This is a genomic window from Actinomadura rubrobrunea NBRC 15275 (assembly GCF_001552235.1).
Taxonomy (GTDB): Bacteria; Actinomycetota; Actinomycetes; order Streptosporangiales; family Streptosporangiaceae; genus Spirillospora; species Spirillospora viridilutea.
Map to the genome: position 1 here is coordinate 53676 of NZ_BCQU01000019.1, position 22841 is coordinate 76516.

Here is a 22841-nt window from a genome sequence, read left to right on the forward strand (position 1 = left end):
CCTCGCCAAGGGCTGGATGCTCTCCGACCTGGGTTGTTGAACGTCACCGGGTCGACGGCCGGCGGCTGACCGGTCCGGCGCGGCTTCGGCAAATCCACATTGATCGTCGCCGCCCCGTCGGTCTAGGAGAGCGGAATCGGTCGACCGTCCGCAGAGATGCGGCGGGGCGGTCGCGGCCATCGAGCCGCTCGACGCCGAGGAGCGGAAGGCCGGCCCTGCTCTCCCCTGCCGCCCTTCCCGCCACGGCATGCCCGCGGCGTCACGCCGCGCCTGAAGGACGATCCGGCGTCGGCCACGGCCGGCCTCGGGCATCGGGCGGTCAGCGCGGCTACGCGGCGCCCACGCGGGGGTGGCGGCACACCGAACGGCACCGCGGGCCGTCCTCGTCATGGTCGGACGGCTCGACCACATCGCGACGGGTTGTGGCGGTCGGGTCGCGACATTGGTCAGCGGGCGATACAGCTGTGCCTCGGCATACTGGGGCGACGATCTGGTTCTCGCTCCGACGATCCCCGACGACCTGCTGGTCAGTGATCTCACTCGGCGATGCGCGCCGGGTCGCGACGCTCGGGGCGGTGTCCGTGCGCTCCTCTCCGGCGCCGCGATGAATGACGCCCCCTTCTCGTCCCTCTCTGAAGTCGCAGGCCGCTGGCTGTCCGAGCAGTCGCAGTGAATGGGCGGTCTGAGTGTTCGGCGGCCGTGCCGCCCCCGCCTTCCCGGCATGCCGATCAGCGAGCTTCATCGCGGGAGGCGGCGCCGAGCCGAAGCGTCCGCCGTCGGCCACGGGCAGGCGGTTTGCAGGCGAACCGATCTCGCCTTCTCGGGCACGGCGCCCGCCGGAAGAGTGCGCCCGGCGCCGTCGCCGCGGACCTACAGAGTTTGCTCCCGCTCAGCGGGGACCACGCGAAACTTTCTCAGTTCCAGGGACACAAGTGTGAGCAATCGTCAACACAGCGTAGTCAAATTTACTACGATCGGCAGTCTGAGAGTGTCCGCAGCGACCCCCCGGGGCGGAGAATGAAGCACCTTCAGCCAGATCCCAGGCGCGTCGGCCCGTTGCGGAAAGCGGCCGTGCGGTGCGCGCACGGGGTGTTGGGCAGCGTCGTCCTGACAGGAGTCGTTTCCTTCACCACGCCTGCGCAGGCGCACGCCACGCCCAGGCCCGACCCCGATCGACGGTATTACTGGTCCGTCGCCTGCCGCCGGGCGCCGTACTTCACCGACTGGTACACCGCCAAGGTCTGCAGGGACACGTGGGAGGCGATGCAGCGCCGATCATGGGCGGACCGGCCTCGTTTCGGCCGTCCCCCGGTCCGGCTTCCGGTGAAGAAGAAGCGGGCCTCGGCGCCCGCGACGCAGCGCCGCGCCCCCGCCGCATCCACTCGTCCGGCCGCACCGGCTCCGCCCCGTCCCAGCCCCACGCCTTCCGCGTCGAAGACGTCGGCGACGCCGATCGTCTCCCCCTCCGCGCCGCTCTCCCTGCGGCCGTCCCCCCAGGCGCAGATCGATGAGGACAGGTCGAGGACCACCTCCCTGCAGCCGTTGCTGTTGATCGGCCTTCTGCTGCCCACGGTGGCCGCCATCGGATATCCGCTTCGCCATCGCATCGTCGCGGCCGCGTCCTCGGCGCTGCTGGCGGGGGCCGCGCCCGCCGACGAGAAGCCGACCGTGCGCGTCACCTACCGGCCGGCGTTGGATCCGTTCGCACTGCCGCTGCTCCCCCTGACCGGAGAGGGGCCCCGGCCACCACACGGGTGATGACGCTGACGGCCTTGGAGGAGTACCAGGACACCGCCCTGGTGGTGATCCCGCGTCCCGACGCCATGGTGCTGTTCGGCCTGGCCGAGGACGACCTGCTCGACGACACCCCGGACGGCCTGTTCATCCCAGGCAACCTCGACTCCGCTCTGTCCTACCTGGAGACCGAGCTGGCCATGCGCGCGGAGGGGACCTGCTCGCACGGGCGCCGTCTCCTGCTGGTGGCCGACTGCGAGCAGGAGGCCGACCGGATTTCCCGGCTTCTCGAGCGGCATGCCGGCGACGTCTCGGCCGTGGTGTTGGGCGACTGGCCCGGCGACCGGGTGTCGGTCGACCAGGACGGTCGCGTCGATGCGCCGTCGGACATGGCCGGTGCTCTTCCCTGCCGTCTTCCCGCCATGTCCCGGACCGAGGCCCGCGACCGCCTGTTCGCGATCGTCAAAACCGAAGCTTCCAAGAAGCGCCGACGCGGCTCCCGATCCTCCAAGCGACTCTGACTCGCCGTTCAAGGCATGACGTCCCTTTCCTCCGGGCCCTTCCAGGGAAGCAGTAGCGCAGTCGCCACGCCCTTCGGAGGGCCCCGGAGGTAGAACGCGCGGTTCCTTCGGCTGCGCAACTCCGCGTGCGGGTGCATCCATGCCTGCGCCCGGCCGCGCCTCCAGTGAACTCGCTTTGAAGAGAGCGCGCTCATGAAGCGGCCAACCTGGCGGGTATCGCCGCGACGCGCCGTCGGTCGAGGCCGCCGCCAGCTCGTCCACTGCTGCCACACGCGCCCGATCGCACACGTGGCTGCCGAGATGGACATCTCCCGTTCATGTGCCAGCACGTGGTTCGACCGTTACCGCTGCTTCGGCGAGACCGGTCTGCTGGACCGGCCCAGCGTCCCGCACCGCTGGCCCACTGCCACCCCACCCGAAGTCATCGCACGGATCGAACGGTTGCGCCGGGAGCGCAAACGGTCAGCCCGCCGCATCGCCATCGAGTCGAACGGCCAGGGCATCACGATCAGCGAGTGCACTGTGGGCCGCCACCTGGCCCGCCTGGGTCTCAACCGCCACCGCGACCTGGACCCCGGCGGCACGGCCAACCGCACCGTGCGGCCGATCAACGCGGGCTGACCGGCCTCAGGGTGCACCGGACTTCACGAAGACCTGCCGCATCCCCGACGGCGGCCGGCGAGCGCACGGCCGCCACCGCGAGCAGGCCCGGCGGGTAGCCCGCGCCAAGACCGCCGGAGTCCGCGACGGCTACGTCTACCTGCACTGTGCCGTCGACGGGTACTCCCGCCTGACCTACACCCGAGATCCTCACCGGCGAGATCGCCGTCGCCTTGCACTGCCGTTCCTGGTCCGTGCCGCGGCCTGGTTTGCCGCCTGCGGCTCACTATCCGGCGCGACCTGACCGACAACGCCTGGGCTTACACCACGACCGCCTGGCGCACCACCTGCGCCAAGCCGGGCGTCAGACCACGCTGGACTCGGCCCTGGCGGCCTCGTGGTGGAGAGCTGGTTTGGGCCGCGCTCGGGGGTGCTGCCACGTCTGCGGCGCGGATGTCCATGGGGGCGTCTGGTGCAGCGGCGTGGACGCAGTGGGCGCCTGACCATGGTGGTGCGGTCATGGCCGTTCCCGCGCCCGGCGACCCGGCTCTCGGCCAGCAGCTGCCGGGCCCCGCGCGGGCCCTGGCGCGGGCCAGGGCGCGCGGGAGCGTGTCGGCGGACTGCACCGCCGGGGCGGGTGTCGAGGGTGACCAGCTCAAGCGGTGGCCGCGGCGCCTCGGCAGGGTCGGCCTCGGCCACCTCGGCGGCCGCGGGTTCGGCGCCCTGGTCGTCGTTGGCGTCGTCGGTGCAGTCGATCACGGGGCGGGCCTCCCCCACGGCGGCGAGGACCGCACCGGCATGCCGGTGGAGTCGTTCGCATCGCGATCATTAGTCGTCGCTGTGTGGCGACTGCGGGTCGGGGGTTCGGGCGGTGGCGGCTCGGGCGGCGGCCAAGGCGCGGAGGGCGCGGCCCGCCTCCGCGACCTTCGGCGGCTCGGTGACGGCGCCGTCGAGGTAGGCGTTGCAGCGCAGCAGCCAGTCGCGCAGCGTGTTCTCGCAGCGTTCCCGGGTGCGGCGGGCCCGCAACCGGGCGGTGCGGTCCCGCTCGCGGCGGACCCGGTCGGCGATCTCGTCGTCGGCGGCCAGTGCGCGGACCTGGTCGATGGAGTAGCGGCCCAGCTGGTCGGTCGGCAGTCGCCGCTCGGCGGCGATCCGTTCGAAGACGCCCTTGGGCCAGTCGAGGATCGTCGCGGCGCCGCGGGCGTCGACGCTGTCGAACAGCGGGCCCTTCCGGGCGGCGACGACGGAGGCGATCGTGTCGGGGTCGAGGGCGTCCAGGTCCCGCAGCATGTACACCGGATTGCCCTGGAAACGGCTGATCACGGTGAGGTCGCCGCGGGCGACGAGGACCTCGATGTCGGCCCGCTCCACGTCGAGGCCGACCCGCAGCGCCAGCCGCGCCGCCGCCTTGGCGGCTCCGACCGGCGGGTCCTCGCCGAAGGCGGCCACGATCCGCGGCCCGCTGTCGGCGTACCGGTCGGCCAGCTCCGCCGACCAGCGGCGGCCCTCGAGGTCGGGGCCGGGCAGCAGGTCGTGCTCCTGGGCCAGCCGCAGCTGCCAGGCGGTCACGCCCAGCAGGGCGGCGAACTGGCGGAAGCCGTAGTCGGTGCGGCGGGTCATCGTGAACTCCCTCCTCTTCGCCGTGCCTCGATGCTCACCGCCGCACCGCGGCCGCAGCAGCAGAACGGCGTTCTGTGGATTACTTCGGATGGTGAGGGCGTGACAGGGTGGAGGCATGCGGAGGCTGGGTCTGGGGCTGGCGGCGCTGGGACGTCCCGCGTACATCAATGCGGGGCGTGTTGATCAGCTGCCTGCGGGGCGCGGCGTCGAAGAGATGCGGGCGGCCACGTGGGATGTGCTGGACGCCGCGTACGAGGCGGGTGTCCGTTGGGTGGACGCGGCGCGTTCGTACGGGCGGGCCGAGGAGTTCCTGAGCGGATGGCTCGATGCGCGCGGGCATGGGGACGTCACCGTCTCGAGCAAGTGGGGCTACGCCTACGTCGGTGATTGGCGCGTGGACGCCGACGTCCACGAGGTCAAGGAGCACAGCCTCGCCCGCTACAGGACGCAGTACGCGGAGACGAAGCGGTTGTTGGGGACGCGGCTGAGTCTCTACCAGGTGCACTCGCTGACCCATGACAGTCCTCTTTTCGACGACGTCGCCCTGCAGGCCGCGCTCGCCGAGGCGGCGGCCGACGGCGTCAAGGTCGGGTTCTCCACGTCCGGGCCTCGCCAGGCCGACACCGTGCGCAAGGCGATGGAACTGGAGGTGGCGGGGCAGCGATTGTTCAGCGCGGTGCAGTCGACGTGGAATCTGCTGGAGCCGTCGGCGGGCGACGCGTTGCGGGAGGCGCACGAGGCCGGCGCTCATGTGCTGGTGAAGGAGGGCATGGCCAACGGCAGGCTGGCCGTGCAGCCGCCGAAGGCGGTGGGTGAAGTCGCCGCCCGGCACGATGTGGGGGCGGACGCGGTGGCGCTGGCGGCGGTGCTGGCTCAGGAGTGGGCCGATACCGTGCTGTCGGGGGCCGTCAGTCCGGCACAGCTGAAGTCCAACCTGGCGGCGGTCACGGTTGCGCTTGAAGAAGAGGAACTGGCGGAGCTCATGGCGCTCGCCGTACCGCCGGAACAGTATTGGGCCGAGCGTTCCGCCTTGCCGTGGACGTGACGGCGCACGCCCCGGCGGAGATCAGCGGGGGAACGCGCGGTCCGGCGTGGCGCCCGCGGAGATTTCGAGCACGCCCGTCTCGGTCACCAGTGCGCTGATGAGCCGTGCCGGGGTGACGTCGAACGCCGGGTTGAAGGCGCGCGCGCCGTCGGGGGCGGCGCGTACGCCGTTCCAAGCGAGGATCTCCTCGGGTGCCCGTTCCTCGATGGGGATGTCGGCGCCCGATGCGGTGTCCAGGTCGACCGTGCTCCAGGGGGCGGCGACGACGAACGGTATGCCCGCCTCGGCGCACGCCAGGGCCACGCTCACGGTGCCGACCTTGTTGGCGGTGTCGCCGTTGGCGGCGATGCGGTCGGCGCCGACGACGGCCGCGTCGACCAGTCCGCGCAGGATGGTTCCGGGCGCGGCCCCGTCGGCCTGGACCAGGCACGGGATGCCTTCCTGCCGCAGTTCCCAGGCGGTGAGCCGTGAACCTTGCAGCAGGGGGCGGGTCTCGTCGGCGTAGACGAGCTCGATGCGGCCGCGGGCGTACAGTTCGCGGACGACTCCGAGAGCGGTGCCCCAGCCTGCGGTGGCGAGGGCTCCCGCGTTGCAATGGGTGAGGACGCGAAGGGGGCGGTCGGGTGTCCGCGCCAGGATCCAGTCCGCGCCGTGCCGTCCTATGGCGCGGTTGCCGCGGAGGTCCTCCTCCAGCAGTTCCCGGGCTTCGGCCACGACGACGTCCAGGCCCTTGGGCACGAGCGGCCGCACCCGGTCGACGCCCGCGGCGAGGTTGACGGCCGTGGGGCGGGCGTTCCTGATGCGATCGATGGCGGCGTCGCGGGTTGCGTCATCCCAGCCTTCCCGTTCGGCCTGGAGCATGGCGATGGCGACGCCGAACGCGCCGGCGACGCCCAGGGCGGGGGCCCCGCGCACCACCAGGCGCTGAATGGCGTCGACGAGCGCGTCGACGTCCTGTACGTGGAGGTGGGACAGGCGGTGCGGCAACACCGTCTGGTCGATCAGCCGCAACCCCTGCCCGGTCCATTCGACGGCCCTGACGTCATGACCATGACCCATGACGGCAGGATACGAAGGGCTTGAGCACCCAGGAATCCTCGCTGCTCCAGGCGTCGTTCCGCCGCTTCGTCGTTCTCTCCGCGTTCGAGATCATCCTCGGTGTCATGCCGGGCGACCTGCTCGGCGTGCGGGTCTGGGGATGCGCGCACGGTATGGACACGGGCACCGCCTCACGGCCGGCGCGGGGACGAGCAGCGATCGCCGCTGATACCGGCACGGGTGACCGGCCAGGGAAACGCGTCAGGCTCGGCGGTGTGAATCATGTCACTGGTATCGCAGCCATGGAATCGTGGAGGCGGCGGTCGTGCCATTCGCCCTGGTGGACCGTGCCCATGCCGCCCTCACCGCTTTCGGCTTCGAGAACGTACCGGCCGTCGGCCGCCGCGTTCCTCCGAGCCGGCACTCAAGAACCGAGGCCGCATGCCGTCCATGCGATCGCCCCGCTTCACCGTCGGTGCGGCGCGGCACAATGGCCGTCACTGCAGCGTCCCCACAGGGGCACCCGCCTGAGCGGACACGGTCCCTGGTGCGCACCATGGCAGGTCGGCGACAGCCGAGCCACGGTCAACGCGTGGTCAAGCCTGTGTCAAGCACGATCCTGGACGATCTAAAGGTCTCGTCAAATCTTCGCGTTGTGGCGTTTAACGCTCAAAGCGTTACTAATCTGGCACGTCGTCCGACCTTGTCGATCTCGGCATGGTCGGCGCGGCCATCCCGGGGTCCGGGTGCGGCCGTCGTCCACACTGTCCGGCGTCGCTTTCCGAGGAGGTCCTTCTTGTCGTGCGGTATGCGCCGGGGGCTGCCCGGAATGCGGCGCGGCGCCGTGGCGGCGGCGCTCGGGATGGCGCTGCTCACCGGGTGCACCGCGCAGCCCGCCACGCCGACCATGGTCGACAGCTCCGGCGCGGCGATCCGCGCCGCCGATCCGTCGGCGGTGCCCGGCCTCACCACGGCGACGCGCATCACGCGGGACGCCCGCCGCCGGATCTTCACCGGATATCCGCTGCTCCCCGGGGCCCCCGAGCTGACGAAGGCGCTGGCCGCCGCCGTGGACGCGGAGGTGGACCCGTTCCTCGCCGCGACCGCCCACACGCCGCCGTCCCCCACCGGGGACGTGCCGGAGCTCAACGTGCGATGGTCCCTGGCGGCCGCGTCGGGCGACGTGGCCGGGGTCCGTCTGGTGACGTCCCGAATCCTGGGGACGGCGGGCGGCGAGTCGCGCGTCACATTGTGGTACGACGGCGCCACCCGGACCGTGCGGCCGTCCACCGACCTCGTGGACGGGCCGCGCGCGCTCGCCACGCTGGCCCAGCGGATCCGGGAACGCCTGGGCGGCCAGGCCAACGCCGCACGGGTCCAGCCGTCCCCGCACCTGTTCACGTCCATCGGCTTCAACGCCGAGGGCAACCTGGTCGTGGAGTTCAGCGACTACACGGTCGCCCCCGGGACGGCCGGACGGGTGGCCGTGGCCCTGGACGACACGGACTTCGCGTCCCTGCTGTCGGATTTCGGGGAGCGCGCCCGCCAGGCCGCCGTCTCCTACCGGCCGAAGTTCACCGCGCCTCCGTTTCCGCCCGAGACTTCTGCGCCCGACACCGCCCCGTCGGACCGCGCCGAGGGCCCGGCGGCTCGGCACGTCGACTGCCGTCGGGCCAAGTGCGTGGCGCTGACGTTCGACGGCGGTCCCGGTCCCGACACGGCGCGGCTGCTGGACGCGCTCGCCGCCCGCGGGGCGCGCGCCACGTTCTTCGTGGTCGGCGCGAACGCGACCGTCCACCGGGACGTGCTGCGCCGCGCGGCCGCCGAGGGCCACGAGATCGGCAACCACACGCAGCACCATCGGGACCTCACTCGCCTGCCCGCCCTGCAGGTCAACACCGAGGTGCAGCGCACGCAGCAGGTCGTCCGCGACGCCGTGGGGCGGGCGCCGACGCTGCTGCGGCCCCCGTACGGCGCCACGGACGGCACGGTGGGGCAGATCGCCGGTTCCTTCGGGCTGGTGCAGGCGCTGTGGAACGCCGACGTCCACGACGACACCGGCGGGGACGCGCGGGCGATCGCGGACCGGACCGTGTCGATGGCCCGTCCGGGCGCCGTGCTGCTCCTGCACGACGTGCGCCGCCCCACGGTGGACGCCGTCCCGCGCGTCCTGGACCGTCTGTCCCGGCAGGGCTACACGTTCGTGACCGTCTCCGAGCTCCTGGCCGGGGCGCGCGTGCCCGCGGGCGGGGTGTTCCAAGGGCTGTCCAACGGGCGCTGAGCGGCCCGCCGGATCACACGGTGATCATGTCGAGGCGGCGGAGGATGACGCCCTCCCGCAGCGCCCAGGGGCAGATCTCCAGCTCCGGCAGGCCGAACAGGTCCATGGCGGCGTCGGCGACGACCGCGCCGGCGGGGAGCTGCGGCGCGCGGCGCGCGGACACGCCGGGCAGCCGGGTGCGCTCCTCGGCGGTCATGCGGGCCAGCTTCTCGGCCCATTCGACCAGTTCCTGGTGGCGCAGCACCCGCTTGACGTAGGGGCCCTCGGACGTGGGCGCGGCCCCGGTGATGCGCGCCAGCTGCTTGAACGTCTTGGAGGTGGCCACGGCGTGGTCCGGCGGTCCGAACCGCGCCACCTCTCCCACGCGGCGGGCGATCTCGGCGCGGACGTGGCGGCGCAGCGCCCGCAGCTCGTCGGGCGGCGGCGGGTCGGCGGACAGGCGGTCGCGGGTCAGCCGCCCGGCGCCCAGCGGCAGCGAGATCGCCACGTCGGGGTCCTCGTCGATGCCGGCCGCGATCTCCAGCGAGCCGCCGCCGATGTCGACCACCAGCAGGCGGCCGGAGGACCAGCCGAACCAGCGCCGCACCGCAAGGAACGTCAGCCGCGCCTCGTCCGCGCCGGACAGCGCGCGGACGTCCACGCCGGTCCGCTCGCGGATCCGGGCGAGCACCTCCTCCCCGTTGGCGGCGTCGCGCACGGCGGACGTGGCGAAGGCGACCAGGTCCTCCACGCCCTTGTCCTCGGCGATCCGGATCGCCTCGTCGACGAACTGCCGCAGCAGGCGCTCGCCCTTGTCCGACAGCCGGTCGTCCTCCAGGTGGGCGGCGAGCTGCAGTTCCTCCTTGTGGGAGAAGGCGGGCAGGGGACGCGCCCCCTGGTGGGCGTCGACCACCAGGAGGTGCACCGTGTTCGACCCCACGTCCAATACGCCTAGTCGCATGGCCATGACGCTATCGGACCGCCCCGTCGTGTGATCGCGGGGATCGGACGTCGCCGCCGTGGCACCGCCGGGCGGCGCGCCGTCGACTACCGTGACCGGTGTGAGCGAGGAAGGCGGTGCGCAGCGGCGCTGGCGGGTGCCTCCGGCGCACGCGGCGGTCAAGGCGGCGGCCGCCGCCGTGCTGGCGGCCATGGCCGCCGTGTCGGCCGAGGACCGGCAGTTCCTGCTGCTGGCGGGGATCGCCGCGGTGGGACTGGCAGCGCTGGCGCTGCGCGACGTCCTGGCGCCGGTGCGCGTCGCGGCCGACGCCGACGGCGTCACCGTGGTGCGCGGGTACGCCGGGCGACGCCGCCTGGCCTGGTCCGACGTGACCGCCGTCCGGGTGGACGAGCGGCGGCGGCTGCTGACGCACACCCGGCTGCTGGAGATCGAGACCGCCGACGACCTGTTCCTGTTCAGCTTCTTCGACCTCGGAGCCGACGTGCGCGACGTGGCGGCCGAGCTGGAACGGCTCCGCGGCCGCACCGCATCCCGCAACGATGGTTAGGCTTACCTAAGAACGGCTCGGTACACGGCGACGAGCGAGAGGCCGGGACGCGATGCGGGACTCCTTCCTGGGCATGCCGCTGTGGGCGGCGGTCGTCGCCTCCGTGCTGATCATCTTCGCGCGCGGCCAGGCGTACTACTGGATCGGCCGCGGGGTGGGTCCGCGGGTCTACGCGTCGCGTGCGGGGCGGCGCATCGGCGAACGGCGGCTGCGCCGCGTCGAGCGGCTGGTCGCCCGGCGCGGAGCGGTGGCGGTGTTCGCGGCGCACTGGGTCGCGGGGCTCCGGCACGCCATCCCCGTCTGCGCGGGCGTGACCCGCATGCCGATCCCCCGCTACCTGCTGGCCTCGGCGCTGGGGTCGCTGCTGTGGACGCCGCCGTGGGTGGTCGGCGGGTACGCGGTCGTCTGGGGCTGGCTGAAGTTCTTCGGGCGCTCGCCGCTGGCGGTGGCGGGGCTGGTGGCCGCGGTCGCCGTCGTCGTGGGCGTGTGGGCGGCAGTCCGGCGGCGCCGCCGCGGCTCCGGCGCGGACGGCGGTGCGAACGCGGACGCGGACGCCGGTCAGAGCGGCAGTTCGTCGTCCGCCGTGGGATAGGAGCTTTGGGCGCCCGATTCCCGCACGGCCGCCGCCCCTACCCGGGTCGCGTAACGGACGGCGTCCTTCAGGGGGTCGCCGTGGGCAAGGCGCAGGCACAGCGCGGCGGTGAAGGCGTCCCCCGCTCCTGTGGTGTCCACGACCTCCACCTTGGGGGCGGCGACGGCGATGGTGCCCGACGCGTCCGCCGCCAAGGCGCCGTCCCCGCCGAGTGTGACGACCACCGAACGGGGGCCGCGTTCCAGGAGCGCCTCGGCCACCGCGGACGGCGTCCGGCGTTCGGCTTCGGCGCCGGTCCGGCCCTCCCGTCCCAGCAGGAACGCCGCCTCGTGCTCGTTCACCACCAGCGGGTCGCACAGGGCCAGCAGTTCGCCGGGCACGGGGGCGGGCGGCGACAGGTTGAGCACGACGCGCGCCCCGGCGTCGCAGGCCGCCCGGGCCGCGGCCAGCACGGTCGGTACGGGCACCTCGAGCTGGAACGACACGACGGCCGCCGAGGCGATCATCTCGCGGGCGCGGGCGACGTCGTCCGGGGTGAGGCGGGCGTTGGCGCCGGGCGACACGATGATGCTGTTGTCGCCGTCCGGCCCGACGGTGATGAGCGCGACGCCGGACGGCCCCTCCGTGACCAGCAGGTGCCCCAGGTCCACTCCGGCCTCGGCGAGCGCGTCCCGCAGGAGCCCGCCGTGCCCGTCGCCGCCGATCCGGGCCAGGATGCCGACCCGTCCGCCGAGGCGGGCGGCCGCCACGGCCTGGTTGGCGCCCTTGCCGCCCGGATAGGTGGCCAGGTCGGAGCCGAGCACGGTCTCGCCGGGCGCCGGCCGCCGTTCGACGCCGACGACCAGGTCCGCGTTGACCGACCCCACCACGACGACGTCGAACTTCTTCGGCACCCGTCCCTCCTCGCGACCGCGCCGCACACCGGTGGGGTCAAGCTTGCCACCGTTTGTCACGCCTCGGGGTCGCAAGGCCGCAGGGCCGCCAGGTCGACGACCTCGGCCAGTTCCTCGACGGTCGCGTAGTAGCCGCGGCCAACGCAGGCGCCGCCGTCGGTGACCAGGAACGCGCCTTGTACTTCGGCGGGGATCCCGACGGCGTCCGCCCATACCCGGTGGGCGCCGTTCAGCCGGACGGCGGCGACACGCAACCCGCCGGGTCCCACCCAGCAGGCGCGTTCGACGTGCCCCCGATCCGCCCCCATGCGCCAACATTACGTTCTGCGCTTATTCGACTACACGTCGGGGTCGTCGGGTGCGCGAATACGCCGTGCCCGCCGACTGGTGCGGTCGGCGGGCACGGCGGTGATGGGTCTCAGCCCATCGCGTCGAACGTGGCGGGGTCCGGGCCGAAACGGGTGCCCTTGTCGAGGGCGGCGATCGCGGCCTTGTCCTCGTCGGTCAGCTCGAAGCCGAACACGTCGAAGTTCTCGGCGATGCGCGACGGGGTCACCGACTTGGGGATGACCACGTTGCCCAGCTCCAGGTGCCAGCGCAGCACCAGCTGCGCGGGGGTCTTGCCGTGCTCGGCCGCCAGGCGGCCGAGCTCCGGGTCGTCCAGCAGGCCCTTGCCCTGGCCGAGCGGGCTCCACGCCTCGGTGAGGATGCCGTGCTCGGCGTGGAAGGCGCGCATCTCCTCCTGCTGGAGGTACGGGTGCAGCTCGATCTGGTTGAGGACGGGCACCACCTCGGTCTCGTCCATCAGCCGGGTGAGCGTCTCCACCGTGAAGTTGGACACGCCGATGGCGCGGACGCGGCCGTCCTTGTACAGCTTCTCGAACGCCCGCCAGGTGTCGAGGTACCGGTCGCGAGCGGGCATCGGCCAGTGGATGAGGTACAGGTCCAGGTACTCCAGGCCGAGCCGCTCCATGCTGGCGTCGAAGGCGCGCAGCGTCGAGTCGTACCCCTGCTCGGAGTTCCACAGCTTGGTGGTGACGAACACCTCCTCGCGCGGGACGCCCGAGGCGCGCAGGGCGCGGCCCGTGCCCTCCTCGTTGCCGTAGATCGCCGCGGTGTCGACGCTGCGGTAGCCGGTGTCCAGGGCGATCTTCACCACCCGCTCGGCCTCGGCGTCGGGGACCCGCCACACGCCGTAGCCGAGCTGCGGCATGGTGACGCCGTTGTTGAACGTGACGTTGGGAACGGTCACGAAACCCCCTGCGTGAAAACCTCGTGTTGATCACATACCGGCATATCAGATCTCCCGCCGCGGCCGGGAATCCGGGTCCCGGCCGCGGGGGCCCGCGGCCGGGTCACAGGGGCGCCACGTCGTAGGCGACCTTGTGCTCGTCGAGGTCGCGCAGGGCCTCGGGGGACGCCCCGGCGTCCACGATGACCCGTTCGAACCGGCTCAGCGGCGCCACCCGGTGCAGCGCCGTGCGGCCCAGCTTGGTGTGGTCGAGCAGCAGCACGTTGCGGGCCGCCGACGCGAGCATCGCCCGCTTCACCGACACGATGTGCTGCTCCTGGTGGAAGGCGTAGCCCGCCGACACCGCCGAGGTCGACACGAAGCACAGGTCCACGCTGAGCGACTCGATCGCCTCCACGCAGGACACGCCGAGGAACGAGTCGTGCATGGCGTCGTAGTCGCCGCCCAGCGCCATCAGCCGGATCCCGCGGAACCGCGCCAGCAGGTTCAGCCCCTCCAGGAAGTTGGTGACCACCGTCAGCGGCGTCACCTCCGACAGCCGCGCCGCCAGCGCCAGCGTGGTGGTGGAGTCGTCCAGCATCACCGCCATGCCCGGCTCGATCAGCCGCACGGCGTGCGCGGCGATCGCCTCCTTCTCCGCCCGCATCGACTTGCGGCGGAAGGCGACGTTGCTCTCGAACACCCCCGACGGCTGCGCGGTGACCCCGCCGCGGAACTTGCGGACCACCCCCTGGCGTTCCAGCTCGTCCAGGTCGCGGTGGATCGTCATCAGGCTGACGCCGAACCGCTCGGCCAGGTCGGCGGCCGACGCCGACCCCTCCGCCAGCACGTGCTCGGCGATCAGCCGCTGCCGTTCCGCCGGCCCCTGCGACCGCCGCCCGGCGGTGTCGCCCCGGCCCGGCCGCGCGCCGCTCTCCCCTTTCTCCATGGCAACCATCCTCGCGTCTGCGGCGGCCTATGCGCGCCCCGCCGTGCGCCCCGCCGGCCCGCGTCGCCGCCGTCGGCGGCGCCCGGCCGGCGCGTTCAGCGACGTGGAGGCGACCAGCAGCAGGCCGAGGGCGAGCAGCTGGAAGCGCGCGCCCGCCGATCCCTCGAAGTACAGCAGGATCCCGGCGTTGAGCCACACCACGAGCAGCGCCGCGAGGACCACGCCGCCGACCCGGCCGGCGCCGCCGGTGATGGCCACCCCGCCGAGCACCGCGATGGTGATCGCGGGCAGGGCCATGCCGTTGCCGACGGTCCCCGCGTCGGGACGCGCCGAGGCGAACTGGCCGACCGTCACGATCGCCGCCGCCCCCGACAGCAGCCCGGCCAGCGCGAACGCGCGGAACCGCGTCCCGCTCACCGACACCGCCGCGTACCGCGCCGCGGTCTCGTTCGTGCCGACCGCGTACAGGCGGCGTCCGAACGCGGTGCGGTTGAGCAGCAGCCACACCAGCGCGACGCACGGGATCAGGAACGTGAAGAACTGCTCGGGCACCGGCGGCAGCCCGAACGGCAGGTCGACCATGCTGGTCAGCTCGTGCAGGTCCTGGATCGGCTTGGTGGAGATCGGCGCGTTGTCGTTGCTGACCAGCGCCAGCGAGCTGTAGGCGTAGCCGGTGGCCAGCGTGGCGATCAGCGACGGGAAGCCGAGCACGGCCACCAGGAACCCGTTGACCGCGCCGAGCGCCGTCCCGAACGCCAGCGCCGCGGCCAGGGACGGCCACAGCGGCCACCCCCACTCGCCCACCATGAACCCGAACGCCATGCCGGTCAGGCTCACCATCGCCCCGACCGACAGGTCGATGCCGCCCCGCCCGGACAGGATGACCAGCGTCTCGGCCAGCGCCAGGACGCACAGCGGCACGAACGACTCCAGGGCCGCCGCCATGTACGCGGCGTCGTAGGGGCCGAGCAGGTACCCGCCCCTGTCGAGCACCTGCATCCAGGCGACCAGCACGACCAGCAGCAGGCACAGCAGCGCCACCCGGTCGTGCAGCAGCAGCCGGCCCAGCCGGGCGGGGAGGGAGGGCCGCTTCACGGCCTGCCCGTCGCGGGTCGTCTCTTCCGCCGTCGTCGTCACAGGGACCGCCTCCGGCGCTCGCGCAGCAGGTCGGATCCGACCGCCACGAGGATGAACACTCCGATGAACAGCGAGGTCAGCTCGTTCGGCCAGCCGAGGAGGGTGACCGCGCTGGTGACGGTGCCGACCAGCAGCGCGCCCAGCACGGTGCCGAGCACGGTGCCGCGGCCGCCCTGGATGCTCGTGCCGCCGATCACCACGGCGGCGATGACCTGCAGCTCCATGCCGGTCCCGGCGCTCTGCGCCACCAGCCCGCCGCCGCCGATCACGCAGCAGGCGGCCAGTCCGGCCAGCAGCCCGGTGAGGGCGTAGACGCCGAGGAGCCGGCGGGTCACGCGGACCCCGGCCAGCCGCGCCGCCTCCGCGTCGCCGCCGATCGCGTACAGGTGCCGTCCGGTCGGGACGTGCCGCATGTACGCCCACATCAGCGCGGCCAGCGCGACCGCCAGCACCCAGGAGTGCGGCAGCCCGAGGGTGCGGCCCTCCGCGCCGCCGCCGAGCGGGCCGAGGGTGCCGGGCACCCCGGCCACCTCCCGCCCGTCGAAGATCTCCAGCGCGACGAACCGGTACAGGTTGAGCGTGCCGAACGTGATGATGATCGGGTGCACGCGCAGGTAGGCCACCAGCGCCCCGTTGACCAGGCCGAGCAGCGCGCCGATCAGCAGGGCCAGCCCGACCGCGGGCGCGAACGCCAGCCCGCCGTCGCGCAGCTGCCGCGCCACGATCACCATGACCACGGCCATGGCGCTGCCGACGGACACGTCGATGCCCGCGGTGACGATGACGGCCGTCATCCCCACCCCGATGATCGTCACGGGGGCCACCGTGGCGAGGATGTTCTGCAGGTTGGACGCGGTGAAGAAGGTGTCGACCGACAGGCCCAGCGCCGCCCACAGCAGCGCGATCACGCCGATGAGCACCGCCTCCTGGCCCTCGATCGCCCCCGCCGCGGGTCGCCGCGCCAGGGGCCGCGCGAGCGCGGTCATCGCTCCTCTCCCGTCTCCTCGTCCGCCCGGGGCGCGTCGTCGCCCGCGGCGGCGGCCAGGACGTCGGCCTGCGCGGCGCCGCGCGGGAACTCGGCGGCGATCCGCCCGCCCCGCACCACCAGGACGCGGTCGGCGAGCCGGATCGTCTCGGGCAGGTCGCTGGACGCCACGAGCACGGCGCTTCCCTCGTCGGCCAGGCCGAGCACCAGGTCGTGGATCTCGTCCTTGGCGCCGACGTCCACGCCCTGGGTGGGCTCCTCCAGCACCAGCACCGGGGGGCGTTGCACCAGCTGCCGGGCGAGCACCACCTTCTGCTGGTTGCCGCCGGACAGCGTGCCGACCGGCGTCGCCGGGCCGGGCGCCTTGATGCGCAGGCGGTCGATGAACCCGGACGCGACGGCGCGTTCGCGGGCCCGGTCCACCCACACGCGGGCGCGGCTCAGCGCCGGCAGGTGGCCGACGGAGATGTTGAAGCCGATGCTCTTGGACGCGAACACGCCCTGCGCCTTGCGGTCGCCGGGCAGCATCGCCACGCCCGCGGCGACCGCGTCGGCGGGGGTGCGCGGGCGGACCTCCCGCCCGGCCACGCGCAGCACGCCCCCGTCCGGCGGGTCGATCCCGTACAGGGCGCGCGCGATCGCCCCCGTCCCGGATCCGACCAGTCCGAACAGCGCGACCACCTCCCCGGCGCGCACCTGGAAGGACACGTCCTGGAAGGCGCCGCGCCGCGACAGTCCCGCCGCCTCCAGCACGGCCGGGCCGTCCGGCACGGGCCGCCGCCGCGACGCGCCGACCGGCGCGTGCCCGACCATCAGCCGGGCGATCTCGCGGATGGTCAGCTCGGCGGTCGGGCGCGTGGCGACGCGCAGGCCGTCGCGCAGCACGGTGACGCGGTCGGAGATGACGGTCAGCTCGTCCAGGCGGTGGCTGATGTAGACGACGCCGACGCCGTGCGCGCGCAGCGAGCGCAGCACGTCGAACAGCACCTCGATCTCGCGGTCGGTGAGGATGGCCGACGGCTCGTCGAGGATCAGCAGCCTCGCCTCGTGCGCGAACGCCTTGGCGATCGACACCAGCTGCCGCCGCGCCACCGGCAGGTCGGCGACGCGCACGTCGGCCAGGCCGGGGTCGAGGCCGAGCCTGCGCAGCAGCTCCTCGGCGCGACGGCGCTGCGCGGCGCGGTCGACCAGGCCGCGGCGGCGCAGCTCCCGGCCGAGGAAGATGTTCTCCGCGACCGGCAGCTCGCCGAACAGCTGCGGCTCCTGGTAGACGGTGGCGATGCCGGCCTCGAACGCCGCGGCGGTGCTGCCGCCCGGCAGGACGCGCCCGGCCATCTCCACGGTGCCCGCGTCGGCGGCCTCCGCCCCCGAGATGATCTTGATGAGGGTGGACTTGCCCGCGCCGTTCTCGCCGACCAGCGCGTGCACCTCGCCCGCGCGCACCTCGAAGTCGACGCCGCGCAGCGCCTGCACGCCGCCGTAGCTGCGCCGGACGCCGGCCAGCCGCAGCAGCGGCCGCTCGTCGCCCTCGGTCTCCCGCTCCACTTGCCGGACCTCTTGGTAGTCGTATCAGTAGTCGTAGTCGCCGGCGTTGTCCTTGGTGATCCGCAGCGGGTCGCCGAGGAGCAGCATCTTCTGGTCGGGGAAGTACTTCACGGCGGTCAGCTTGTCGTTGACCTTGTTCGCGGCCTGCAGCCGGGCGCCCTTCTTCAGCTGGACGCCCGCCCACACCGTGAGGTAGCCGAGCTGCTCGACGTCCCACAGGATGGCGGCGCTGGACGAGCCGTCCTCCAGGTACTGCTTCATCGACGCCGGGGTGCCGACGCCGACGGTGAACACCTTGCCGATCTTGCCGGTCTCGCGGACGGCCTTGGCGACGCCGGGCGCCGAGGTGGTGCACTCGCCGACCAGGCCGGTCAGGTCGGGGTGGGCGTTCATCAGGTCCTTGGCCATGGAGGTGGCCTTGGCCTCGTCCTCGCCCGCGTAGACGACGTCGACGATCTCGGCGTCCGGGTACTTCTCGGCGGTGTATTTGCGCTGCACCGCGATCCAGGAGTTGAGGTTCCCGGCGGTCTGCCCGCACGAGACGATGGCGTACTTGCCCTTGCCGCCCATCTTCTCCATGAGCGCGTCGGTGACGGCGTGCCCGATGCCTTCGGCGGTGGCCTGGTTGACGAACAGCTCCCGCACCGAGTTGGGCGCGTCGGTGTCGGACGTCATGACCTTGATGCCGCGGGACTGGGCGTCCTTGAGGATCGGCGCCATCGAGTCGGGGTCGTTGGGCGCCACCACCAGCACGTCGACCCGCTGCTGGATCAGCGACTTGACCACCTCGGTCTGCGCGCCCGGGTCGGCCGTGGCGGGGCCCTTGTAGATCCACTCCACGCCGAGGTCGGCGGCGGCCTTGCGCCCGCCGGTGTTCATGGCCTCGAAGTAGGGGATGCCCTGCAGCTTCGGCACGAACGCCACCGTGACCTCGCCGTCGCCCGAGCCCCCGGAGGCGCCGTCCTTCTTGCTGCACCCGGCGAGGCCCGCCGCCGCGGTCAGAGCGAGCGCGACACCGACGGTGACCGTCCTGATCAGCCGCATCATGATCTCCTTTCGTCGGCCAACGCCGCCTCTTGGTCGGCCGCCGCGTATTCCCTCAGGCGGCCGTACAGGTCCGACCAGCGGTCCGGGTCGGACGGCTCGACCTCGCCCGTGCGCGCGGCGGCCCGCACCGCCGCGCGCGCCTCGTCCAGGCCGGACAGCTCCCCCAGCGCCATCAGCTGCACCAGCACGTTGCCGAGCGCGGTCGCCTCGACCGGGCCGGTGACGACCGGCAGCCCGGTCGCGTCGGCGGTGAGCCGGTTGAGCAGCGTGTTGCGCGAGCCGCCGCCGACGATGTGCACGGCGGGCACGGGACGCCCGGTGACCCGGGCGATGTCGTCGAACGCGGCCCGGTAGCCCAGCGCCAGGCTGTCGAGCACGCACCGCACGACCTCGCCCGGCCCGTCGGGGACCGGCTGGCCGGTGCGGCGGCAGTAGTCGCGGATGCGGGCGGGCATGTCGCCCGGCTGCACGAACCCGGGGTGGTCGGGGTTGACCACGCCGGCGGAGGGAGGGGCCGACTCGGCCAGCCGCACCAGGTCGTCGTAGCTGTACCGGCGTCCCTCGCGCTCCCATTGGCGGCGGCACTCCTGCAGGAGCCACAGGCCCATGCAGTTGCGCAGCAGCCGGACGGTGCCGCGCACGCCGCCCTCGTTGGTCAGGTTGGCCGTGCGCGCAGCCTCGGTGACGACCGCGGCGCCGGTCTCCACCCCGACCAGCGACCAGGTGCCGGAGGAGACGTATCCGGCGTCCGGGTGGACGAACGGGACGCTCACGACGGCGCTGGCGGTGTCGTGCGCCCCGGGGACGATCACGCGGGCGCCGGCGTAGGCGGGATGGTCGAGCGCGGCGGGCAGCACCGGGCCGAGATCGGTGCCCGCGTCCACCACCTCGGGCAGCATGTGGGTCGGCACGCCCAGGTCGTCCAGCAGGCCGGTCGCCCAGGCGCGGCGCGTGATGTCGTAGGCGCCGGTGGTGCTGACCGCGGTGTGCTCGCTGACGGTCGCGCCCGACAGCCGGTGGTGGAACAGGTCGGCCATCATCAGCAGCGTCGCCGCGTCCCGCAGGGTCCCGCCGTCGGCCTCGGCCATGAGCTGGTAGACGGTGTTGACCTCCATCAGCTGGGTGCCGGTCTCGGCGTACAGGCGTTCGGCGCCGACGCGGCGCACGGCCTCGGCGAGCACGCCCCGAGTGCGGGGGTCGCGATAGCTGACGGGGTCGGCCAGCGGCTCTCCGCCTGCGTCGAGGAGGCCGTAGTCCAGGCCCCAGCTGTCCACGCCGACCGCGTCGACGCGGCCGGCCAGGTCGCCCGCCTTCGCCAGGCCCGTGCGCACCTGCGACCACAGGTGCTCCAGGTCCCAGCGCAGCAGGCCGCCGACGCGGCGCGGCCCGTTGGGGAAGCGGTGCACCTCGGTGAGTTCGACGCGGGTGCCGTCGAACCTTCCGAGGACCACGCGGCCGCTCTCGGCGCCGAGGTCGGCGGCGACGACGGCGCGGGGACGCCCGCTCATGTGCCCTCCAGCAGATAACACCCGAGGTGATGGAGTTCACAGGAGCCTGTAACACGAAGATCCACAGCGTCAAGGGTCTGTTACGGATTTGTGAATCTCACCGGGACGTCGCGGCAACATCCCAGCCGAGAGCACTGTCGCCGGTCCTCGCCGACCGACGGTCGATCCCCCTGGACGACGCGCCTTCCACCGGCCCGCTTGCCGTCTTAACGCTCAACATCTATAACTTCACAAGACGAACCGCGATCTGACGGGCGCGCCGTTCCCCTCGTTGTCGGTGCGCGGACCCGCCGCGGCCCGCGCACCGACCGACGGCCGCACGAACCCCCGGGGGCGCCGCACGAGCGCGGAACGGCTGCGTGGAACGTTGCACGACACCGTACGCTCGGTTCGTCGAGGCCAGGGAACCAGGCGGCGGGTCGGCCGGGGCCGCCGCGCGAGAACGACGGGACGACCACGTGACAACGCTCTTCGTAGCCCGGCACGGCGAGACGGTGTGGCACGCCGAGAACCGGTACGCGGGCGTCAGCGACGTCGCGCTCAGCGACACCGGCCGCCGCCAGGCCGAGGCGCTCGGCCGCTGGGCCGAGCGCGCCGGGATCGAGGCGCTGTGGGCCTCCCCGCTCGGCCGCGCCCGCGCCACCGCCGCCCCGGCCGCGGCCGCCCTCGGCCTGCCCCTCACCGTGGACGCCGACCTGGCCGAGGTCGACTTCGGCTCCGCCGAGGGCCGCACCCTGTCCGAACTGCCTCCCGACCAGGTCGCCGCGTTCCGCGCCGACCCGGTGAACACCCCGTTCCCCGGCGCCGAGGACCCTCGCGAGGCCGCCGCCCGCGGCGCCGCCGCCCTGCGCCGCGTCGCCGCCGCGCATCCCGGGGCGCGGGTCCTGGTCGTCGCGCACAACACCCTGATGCGGCTCGCCCTCTGCGAACTGCTCGGCATCCCGCTGCCGCGCTACCGCCGCGTGTTCCCGCGGGTGCGCAACTGCGCCGTCACCGAGCTGGAGGTCGACGGCGCGGACGTCGGCCTGATCGCCTACAACGTGCCGACCTGAGCGCGGGGTCCGCGCACGGCAACGGCCGGCCGCCCCGTCCCGTGTGTCGCCTTCCAGGCGCCGCTTGGGGCGGAGACCCTCCGGCGCGGGCATCGGCGCGGCCGCAACGGAGCACCACGCCGGGAGCGATCCAGCCGCAGGACCGTGTGCGGAACGCCTTCTCGCACACGGTTCCGTCGTCTGTCGCGCGGCGGGACGGGCCCCACCAGCAAGGTGAGCTAGCTGTCACCATCGGGTCATGTCGGGGCGCCCGACGGCGTCGCGCACCGGCACGGACCCGGTCCCAAATCCCGCGGAGAAGCGCCCAATATCGGCAGCGGTGCGTCGCCATGCGGTGCGCGGCGCCGACGGAAACCTCAAGGTCGGGGCGCCGCGCGGCGGCCGGCGGCGGGACGGCGCCGGCGGGCGGCCCACAACGGGCGACCGGATTGGGCCCATATCGGGCACCCGTCGGCGAGCCGCGTTTAGCGCCCCTTTCTCCGCAGGCGAATCTGCAATTTGCAGTGCAGAAAACAGTGCACCCTAATGGCCCACTACCGGGGCCGTGACAGCCAGTGAGGAGGCGGGTATCTTCCATCCGACGCCGATCACGCCCAATCCGAAGCCCCGCAGCAAAGGAGAGGAACGCGATGAACGGATCGGAAATTATTTCTCGCGACGAGCTTCAAATGTGGCTTGTTGACCGGATCGCGTTCTATCTGGACCGGCCGCCCGATGACATCGACCCCACGGTGGAACTGGCCCGGTACGGCGTGGACTCGGTGTACGCGCTCAGCATCGTCAGCGACATCGAGGACCGGCTGCAGGTGGAGGTCGACGTGGCCGAGGCCCGCCGCCGCGGGACCGTCGCGTCGCTCACCGACTACCTGCTCGAACTCGTCGCGTGATGGCCGCCGGACCCGGCGCCGCGCCCTGGCGCCTGGTGGTGTTCGGCGACAGCGTCGCGGAGGGGCGGGACGACCCGGACCCGGCCGGCGGCTGGATCGGCTGGGCGGGACGGCTCGCCGACCTGCTGGGACTCCCCCGCGACCGCGTCGCCAACTTCGGGCGGCCGGAGGCCACCATCGCGCGGGTGGCCGCCGAGCAGCTTCCCGCCGCGCGGTCGGCGCGCCCGGGGCTGGTCGTGCTCAACTGCGGGATGAACGACGCGATCGGGGGCTTCGACGAGACGGACGCCGCGCACCGCATCGGGGAGGTGCTGGGCTGGGCGCGGCGGGCGGGGGCGGTCGCGATCGCGGCGCCGGTGCCCTGCCCGCCGTTACTGGAACGGGTTCCCATGTCGGCGTTCCGCAGGAAGCGGACCCGGCAGAGAATTGACGCCTTCAACGAGGAGCTCCGACGCGCCGCCGGAAAACGGGGAATGAGGTTCATTCCGCCGGAAGCGCTGCCCCGGGTGAACGATCCGGAGCTGTGGAGCGCGGACGGAATCCATCTCAATCCGGCGGGGCACGCCTATGTGGCGGAGGTGATCGCGCCCATCGCCGAGGAACTGCTGGGCGAACGGACGCCCGGCACACCGGTGCACCGCACCAGAATGGGGTGGAGATGACGAAAAGTTCTTTCTTGTCCGGCCCGG

General features: G+C 73.1%; 23 protein-coding genes. 10 read left to right on the plus strand and 13 right to left on the minus strand.

The window, feature by feature from the left end; translation table 11 throughout:
• Positions 1 to 1181: 1181 nt before the first annotated feature.
• Positions 1182 to 1583, minus strand: a complete 402-nt coding sequence (locus tag AR3_RS08380) for a hypothetical protein (protein ID WP_146150185.1) — start codon at positions 1581 to 1583, stop codon at positions 1182 to 1184.
• Here AR3_RS08380 and AR3_RS08385 point away from each other — a divergent pair.
• The 3 genes from AR3_RS08385 (at position 1573) to AR3_RS08395 (ending at position 2876) form a co-directional block, all read left to right on the plus strand.
• The gene (locus AR3_RS08385; RefSeq protein ID WP_146150186.1) at positions 1573 to 1758 is read left to right on the plus strand and encodes a hypothetical protein; all 186 of its coding nucleotides are present in this window, start codon (positions 1573 to 1575) and stop codon (positions 1756 to 1758) included. The two genes, AR3_RS08380 and AR3_RS08385, sit on opposite strands and share 11 nt — an antisense overlap.
• Entirely contained in the window at positions 1758 to 2255 is a 498-nt protein-coding gene (locus AR3_RS08390) for a hypothetical protein (protein WP_067911057.1), read from the plus strand. Before AR3_RS08385 ends, AR3_RS08390 begins: the two co-directional genes overlap by 1 nt.
• A 192-nt stretch (positions 2256 to 2447) precedes the next feature.
• Entirely contained in the window at positions 2448 to 2876 is a 429-nt protein-coding gene (locus AR3_RS08395) for a helix-turn-helix domain-containing protein (protein WP_083951111.1), read from the plus strand.
• Positions 2877 to 3683: 807 nt separating this feature from the next.
• On the opposite strand, the gene AR3_RS08400 is transcribed toward AR3_RS08395, so the two are convergent.
• The gene (locus AR3_RS08400; protein ID WP_067911066.1) at positions 3684 to 4475 is read right to left on the minus strand and encodes a hypothetical protein; all 792 of its coding nucleotides are present in this window, start codon (positions 4473 to 4475) and stop codon (positions 3684 to 3686) included.
• A 115-nt stretch (positions 4476 to 4590) separates the two neighbouring features.
• Between AR3_RS08400 and AR3_RS08405 the strand changes: the two genes are divergently transcribed.
• A complete protein-coding gene (locus AR3_RS08405) occupies positions 4591 to 5520 on the plus strand; it encodes an aldo/keto reductase (protein WP_067911078.1) in 930 nt (309 codons plus the stop codon).
• 21 nt (positions 5521 to 5541) lie between these two features.
• Here AR3_RS08405 and mtnA read toward each other — a convergent pair whose 3' ends face one another.
• Positions 5542 to 6579 carry an S-methyl-5-thioribose-1-phosphate isomerase gene (gene mtnA, locus AR3_RS08410; RefSeq protein ID WP_067911081.1) on the minus strand — a complete coding sequence of 346 codons (1038 nt, stop codon included), beginning with the start codon at positions 6577 to 6579 and terminating at the stop codon, positions 5542 to 5544.
• Positions 6580 to 7354: 775 nt separating this feature from the next.
• Here mtnA and AR3_RS08415 point away from each other — a divergent pair.
• Positions 7355 to 8839 carry a polysaccharide deacetylase family protein gene (locus AR3_RS08415; protein ID WP_169803796.1) on the plus strand — a complete coding sequence of 495 codons (1485 nt, stop codon included), beginning with the start codon at positions 7355 to 7357 and terminating at the stop codon, positions 8837 to 8839.
• 13 nt (positions 8840 to 8852) lie between these two features.
• Here the strand turns inward: AR3_RS08415 and AR3_RS08420 are convergent, their stop codons facing one another.
• A complete protein-coding gene (locus AR3_RS08420; RefSeq protein ID WP_067911152.1) occupies positions 8853 to 9779 on the minus strand; it encodes a Ppx/GppA family phosphatase in 927 nt (308 codons plus the stop codon).
• A 100-nt stretch (positions 9780 to 9879) separates the two neighbouring features.
• Here AR3_RS08420 and AR3_RS08425 point away from each other — a divergent pair, with 100 nt between their 5' ends.
• On the plus strand, positions 9880 to 10326 hold the full coding sequence (locus AR3_RS08425) for a PH domain-containing protein (RefSeq protein ID WP_227022987.1): 447 nt from the start codon (positions 9880 to 9882) through the stop codon (positions 10324 to 10326).
• Between the two features lie 52 nt (positions 10327 to 10378).
• A complete protein-coding gene (locus tag AR3_RS08430; protein WP_083951115.1) occupies positions 10379 to 10918 on the plus strand; it encodes a DedA family protein in 540 nt (179 codons plus the stop codon).
• Here AR3_RS08430 and AR3_RS08435 read toward each other — a convergent pair.
• The 9 genes from AR3_RS08435 to AR3_RS08475 form a co-directional block, all read right to left on the minus strand.
• Positions 10885 to 11811: a ribokinase gene (locus AR3_RS08435; protein ID WP_067911088.1), complete on the minus strand. Its 927-nt coding sequence runs from the start codon at positions 11809 to 11811 to the stop codon at positions 10885 to 10887. The genes AR3_RS08430 and AR3_RS08435 overlap by 34 nt on opposite strands.
• 56 nt (positions 11812 to 11867) lie before the next feature.
• A complete protein-coding gene (locus tag AR3_RS32065) occupies positions 11868 to 12119 on the minus strand; it encodes a hypothetical protein (protein ID WP_227022988.1) in 252 nt (83 codons plus the stop codon).
• A gap of 110 nt (positions 12120 to 12229) precedes the next feature.
• Positions 12230 to 13024: an aldo/keto reductase gene (locus AR3_RS08445; RefSeq protein WP_067911155.1), complete on the minus strand. Its 795-nt coding sequence runs from the start codon at positions 13022 to 13024 to the stop codon at positions 12230 to 12232.
• A gap of 142 nt (positions 13025 to 13166) precedes the next feature.
• On the minus strand, positions 13167 to 13991 hold the full coding sequence (locus AR3_RS08450; RefSeq protein ID WP_067911093.1) for a DeoR/GlpR family DNA-binding transcription regulator: 825 nt from the start codon (positions 13989 to 13991) through the stop codon (positions 13167 to 13169).
• Positions 13992 to 14018: 27 nt separating this feature from the next.
• Positions 14019 to 15128 (minus strand): ABC transporter permease, encoded by a 1110-nt coding sequence (locus AR3_RS08455; protein WP_217998494.1) that lies wholly within the window; start codon positions 15126 to 15128, stop codon positions 14019 to 14021.
• A complete protein-coding gene (locus AR3_RS08460; RefSeq protein ID WP_067911095.1) occupies positions 15125 to 16114 on the minus strand; it encodes an ABC transporter permease in 990 nt (329 codons plus the stop codon). Before AR3_RS08460 ends, AR3_RS08455 begins: the two co-directional genes overlap by 4 nt.
• A complete protein-coding gene (locus AR3_RS08465; RefSeq protein WP_067911108.1) occupies positions 16111 to 17658 on the minus strand; it encodes a sugar ABC transporter ATP-binding protein in 1548 nt (515 codons plus the stop codon). Before AR3_RS08465 ends, AR3_RS08460 begins: the two co-directional genes overlap by 4 nt.
• 24 nt (positions 17659 to 17682) lie before the next feature.
• Positions 17683 to 18702: an autoinducer 2 ABC transporter substrate-binding protein gene (locus AR3_RS08470; protein WP_106258290.1), complete on the minus strand. Its 1020-nt coding sequence runs from the start codon at positions 18700 to 18702 to the stop codon at positions 17683 to 17685.
• Entirely contained in the window at positions 18702 to 20213 is a 1512-nt protein-coding gene (locus tag AR3_RS08475; protein ID WP_067911109.1) for a rhamnulokinase, read from the minus strand. Before AR3_RS08475 ends, AR3_RS08470 begins: the two co-directional genes overlap by 1 nt.
• Positions 20214 to 20671: 458 nt before the next feature.
• On the opposite strand from AR3_RS08475, the gene AR3_RS08480 reads away from it, so the two are divergent.
• From AR3_RS08480 to AR3_RS08490, 3 genes are all read left to right on the plus strand, one after another.
• Entirely contained in the window at positions 20672 to 21265 is a 594-nt protein-coding gene (locus AR3_RS08480; RefSeq protein ID WP_067911110.1) for a histidine phosphatase family protein, read from the plus strand.
• Between the two features lie 629 nt (positions 21266 to 21894).
• A complete protein-coding gene (locus AR3_RS08485) occupies positions 21895 to 22152 on the plus strand; it encodes an acyl carrier protein (RefSeq protein WP_067911111.1) in 258 nt (85 codons plus the stop codon).
• Positions 22152 to 22814, plus strand: coding sequence for an SGNH/GDSL hydrolase family protein (locus tag AR3_RS08490; RefSeq protein WP_067911113.1), 663 nt, complete (start codon positions 22152 to 22154; stop codon positions 22812 to 22814). The genes AR3_RS08485 and AR3_RS08490 overlap by 1 nt, the downstream gene beginning before the upstream one ends.
• The last annotated feature ends 27 nt before the right edge of the window (positions 22815 to 22841 follow it).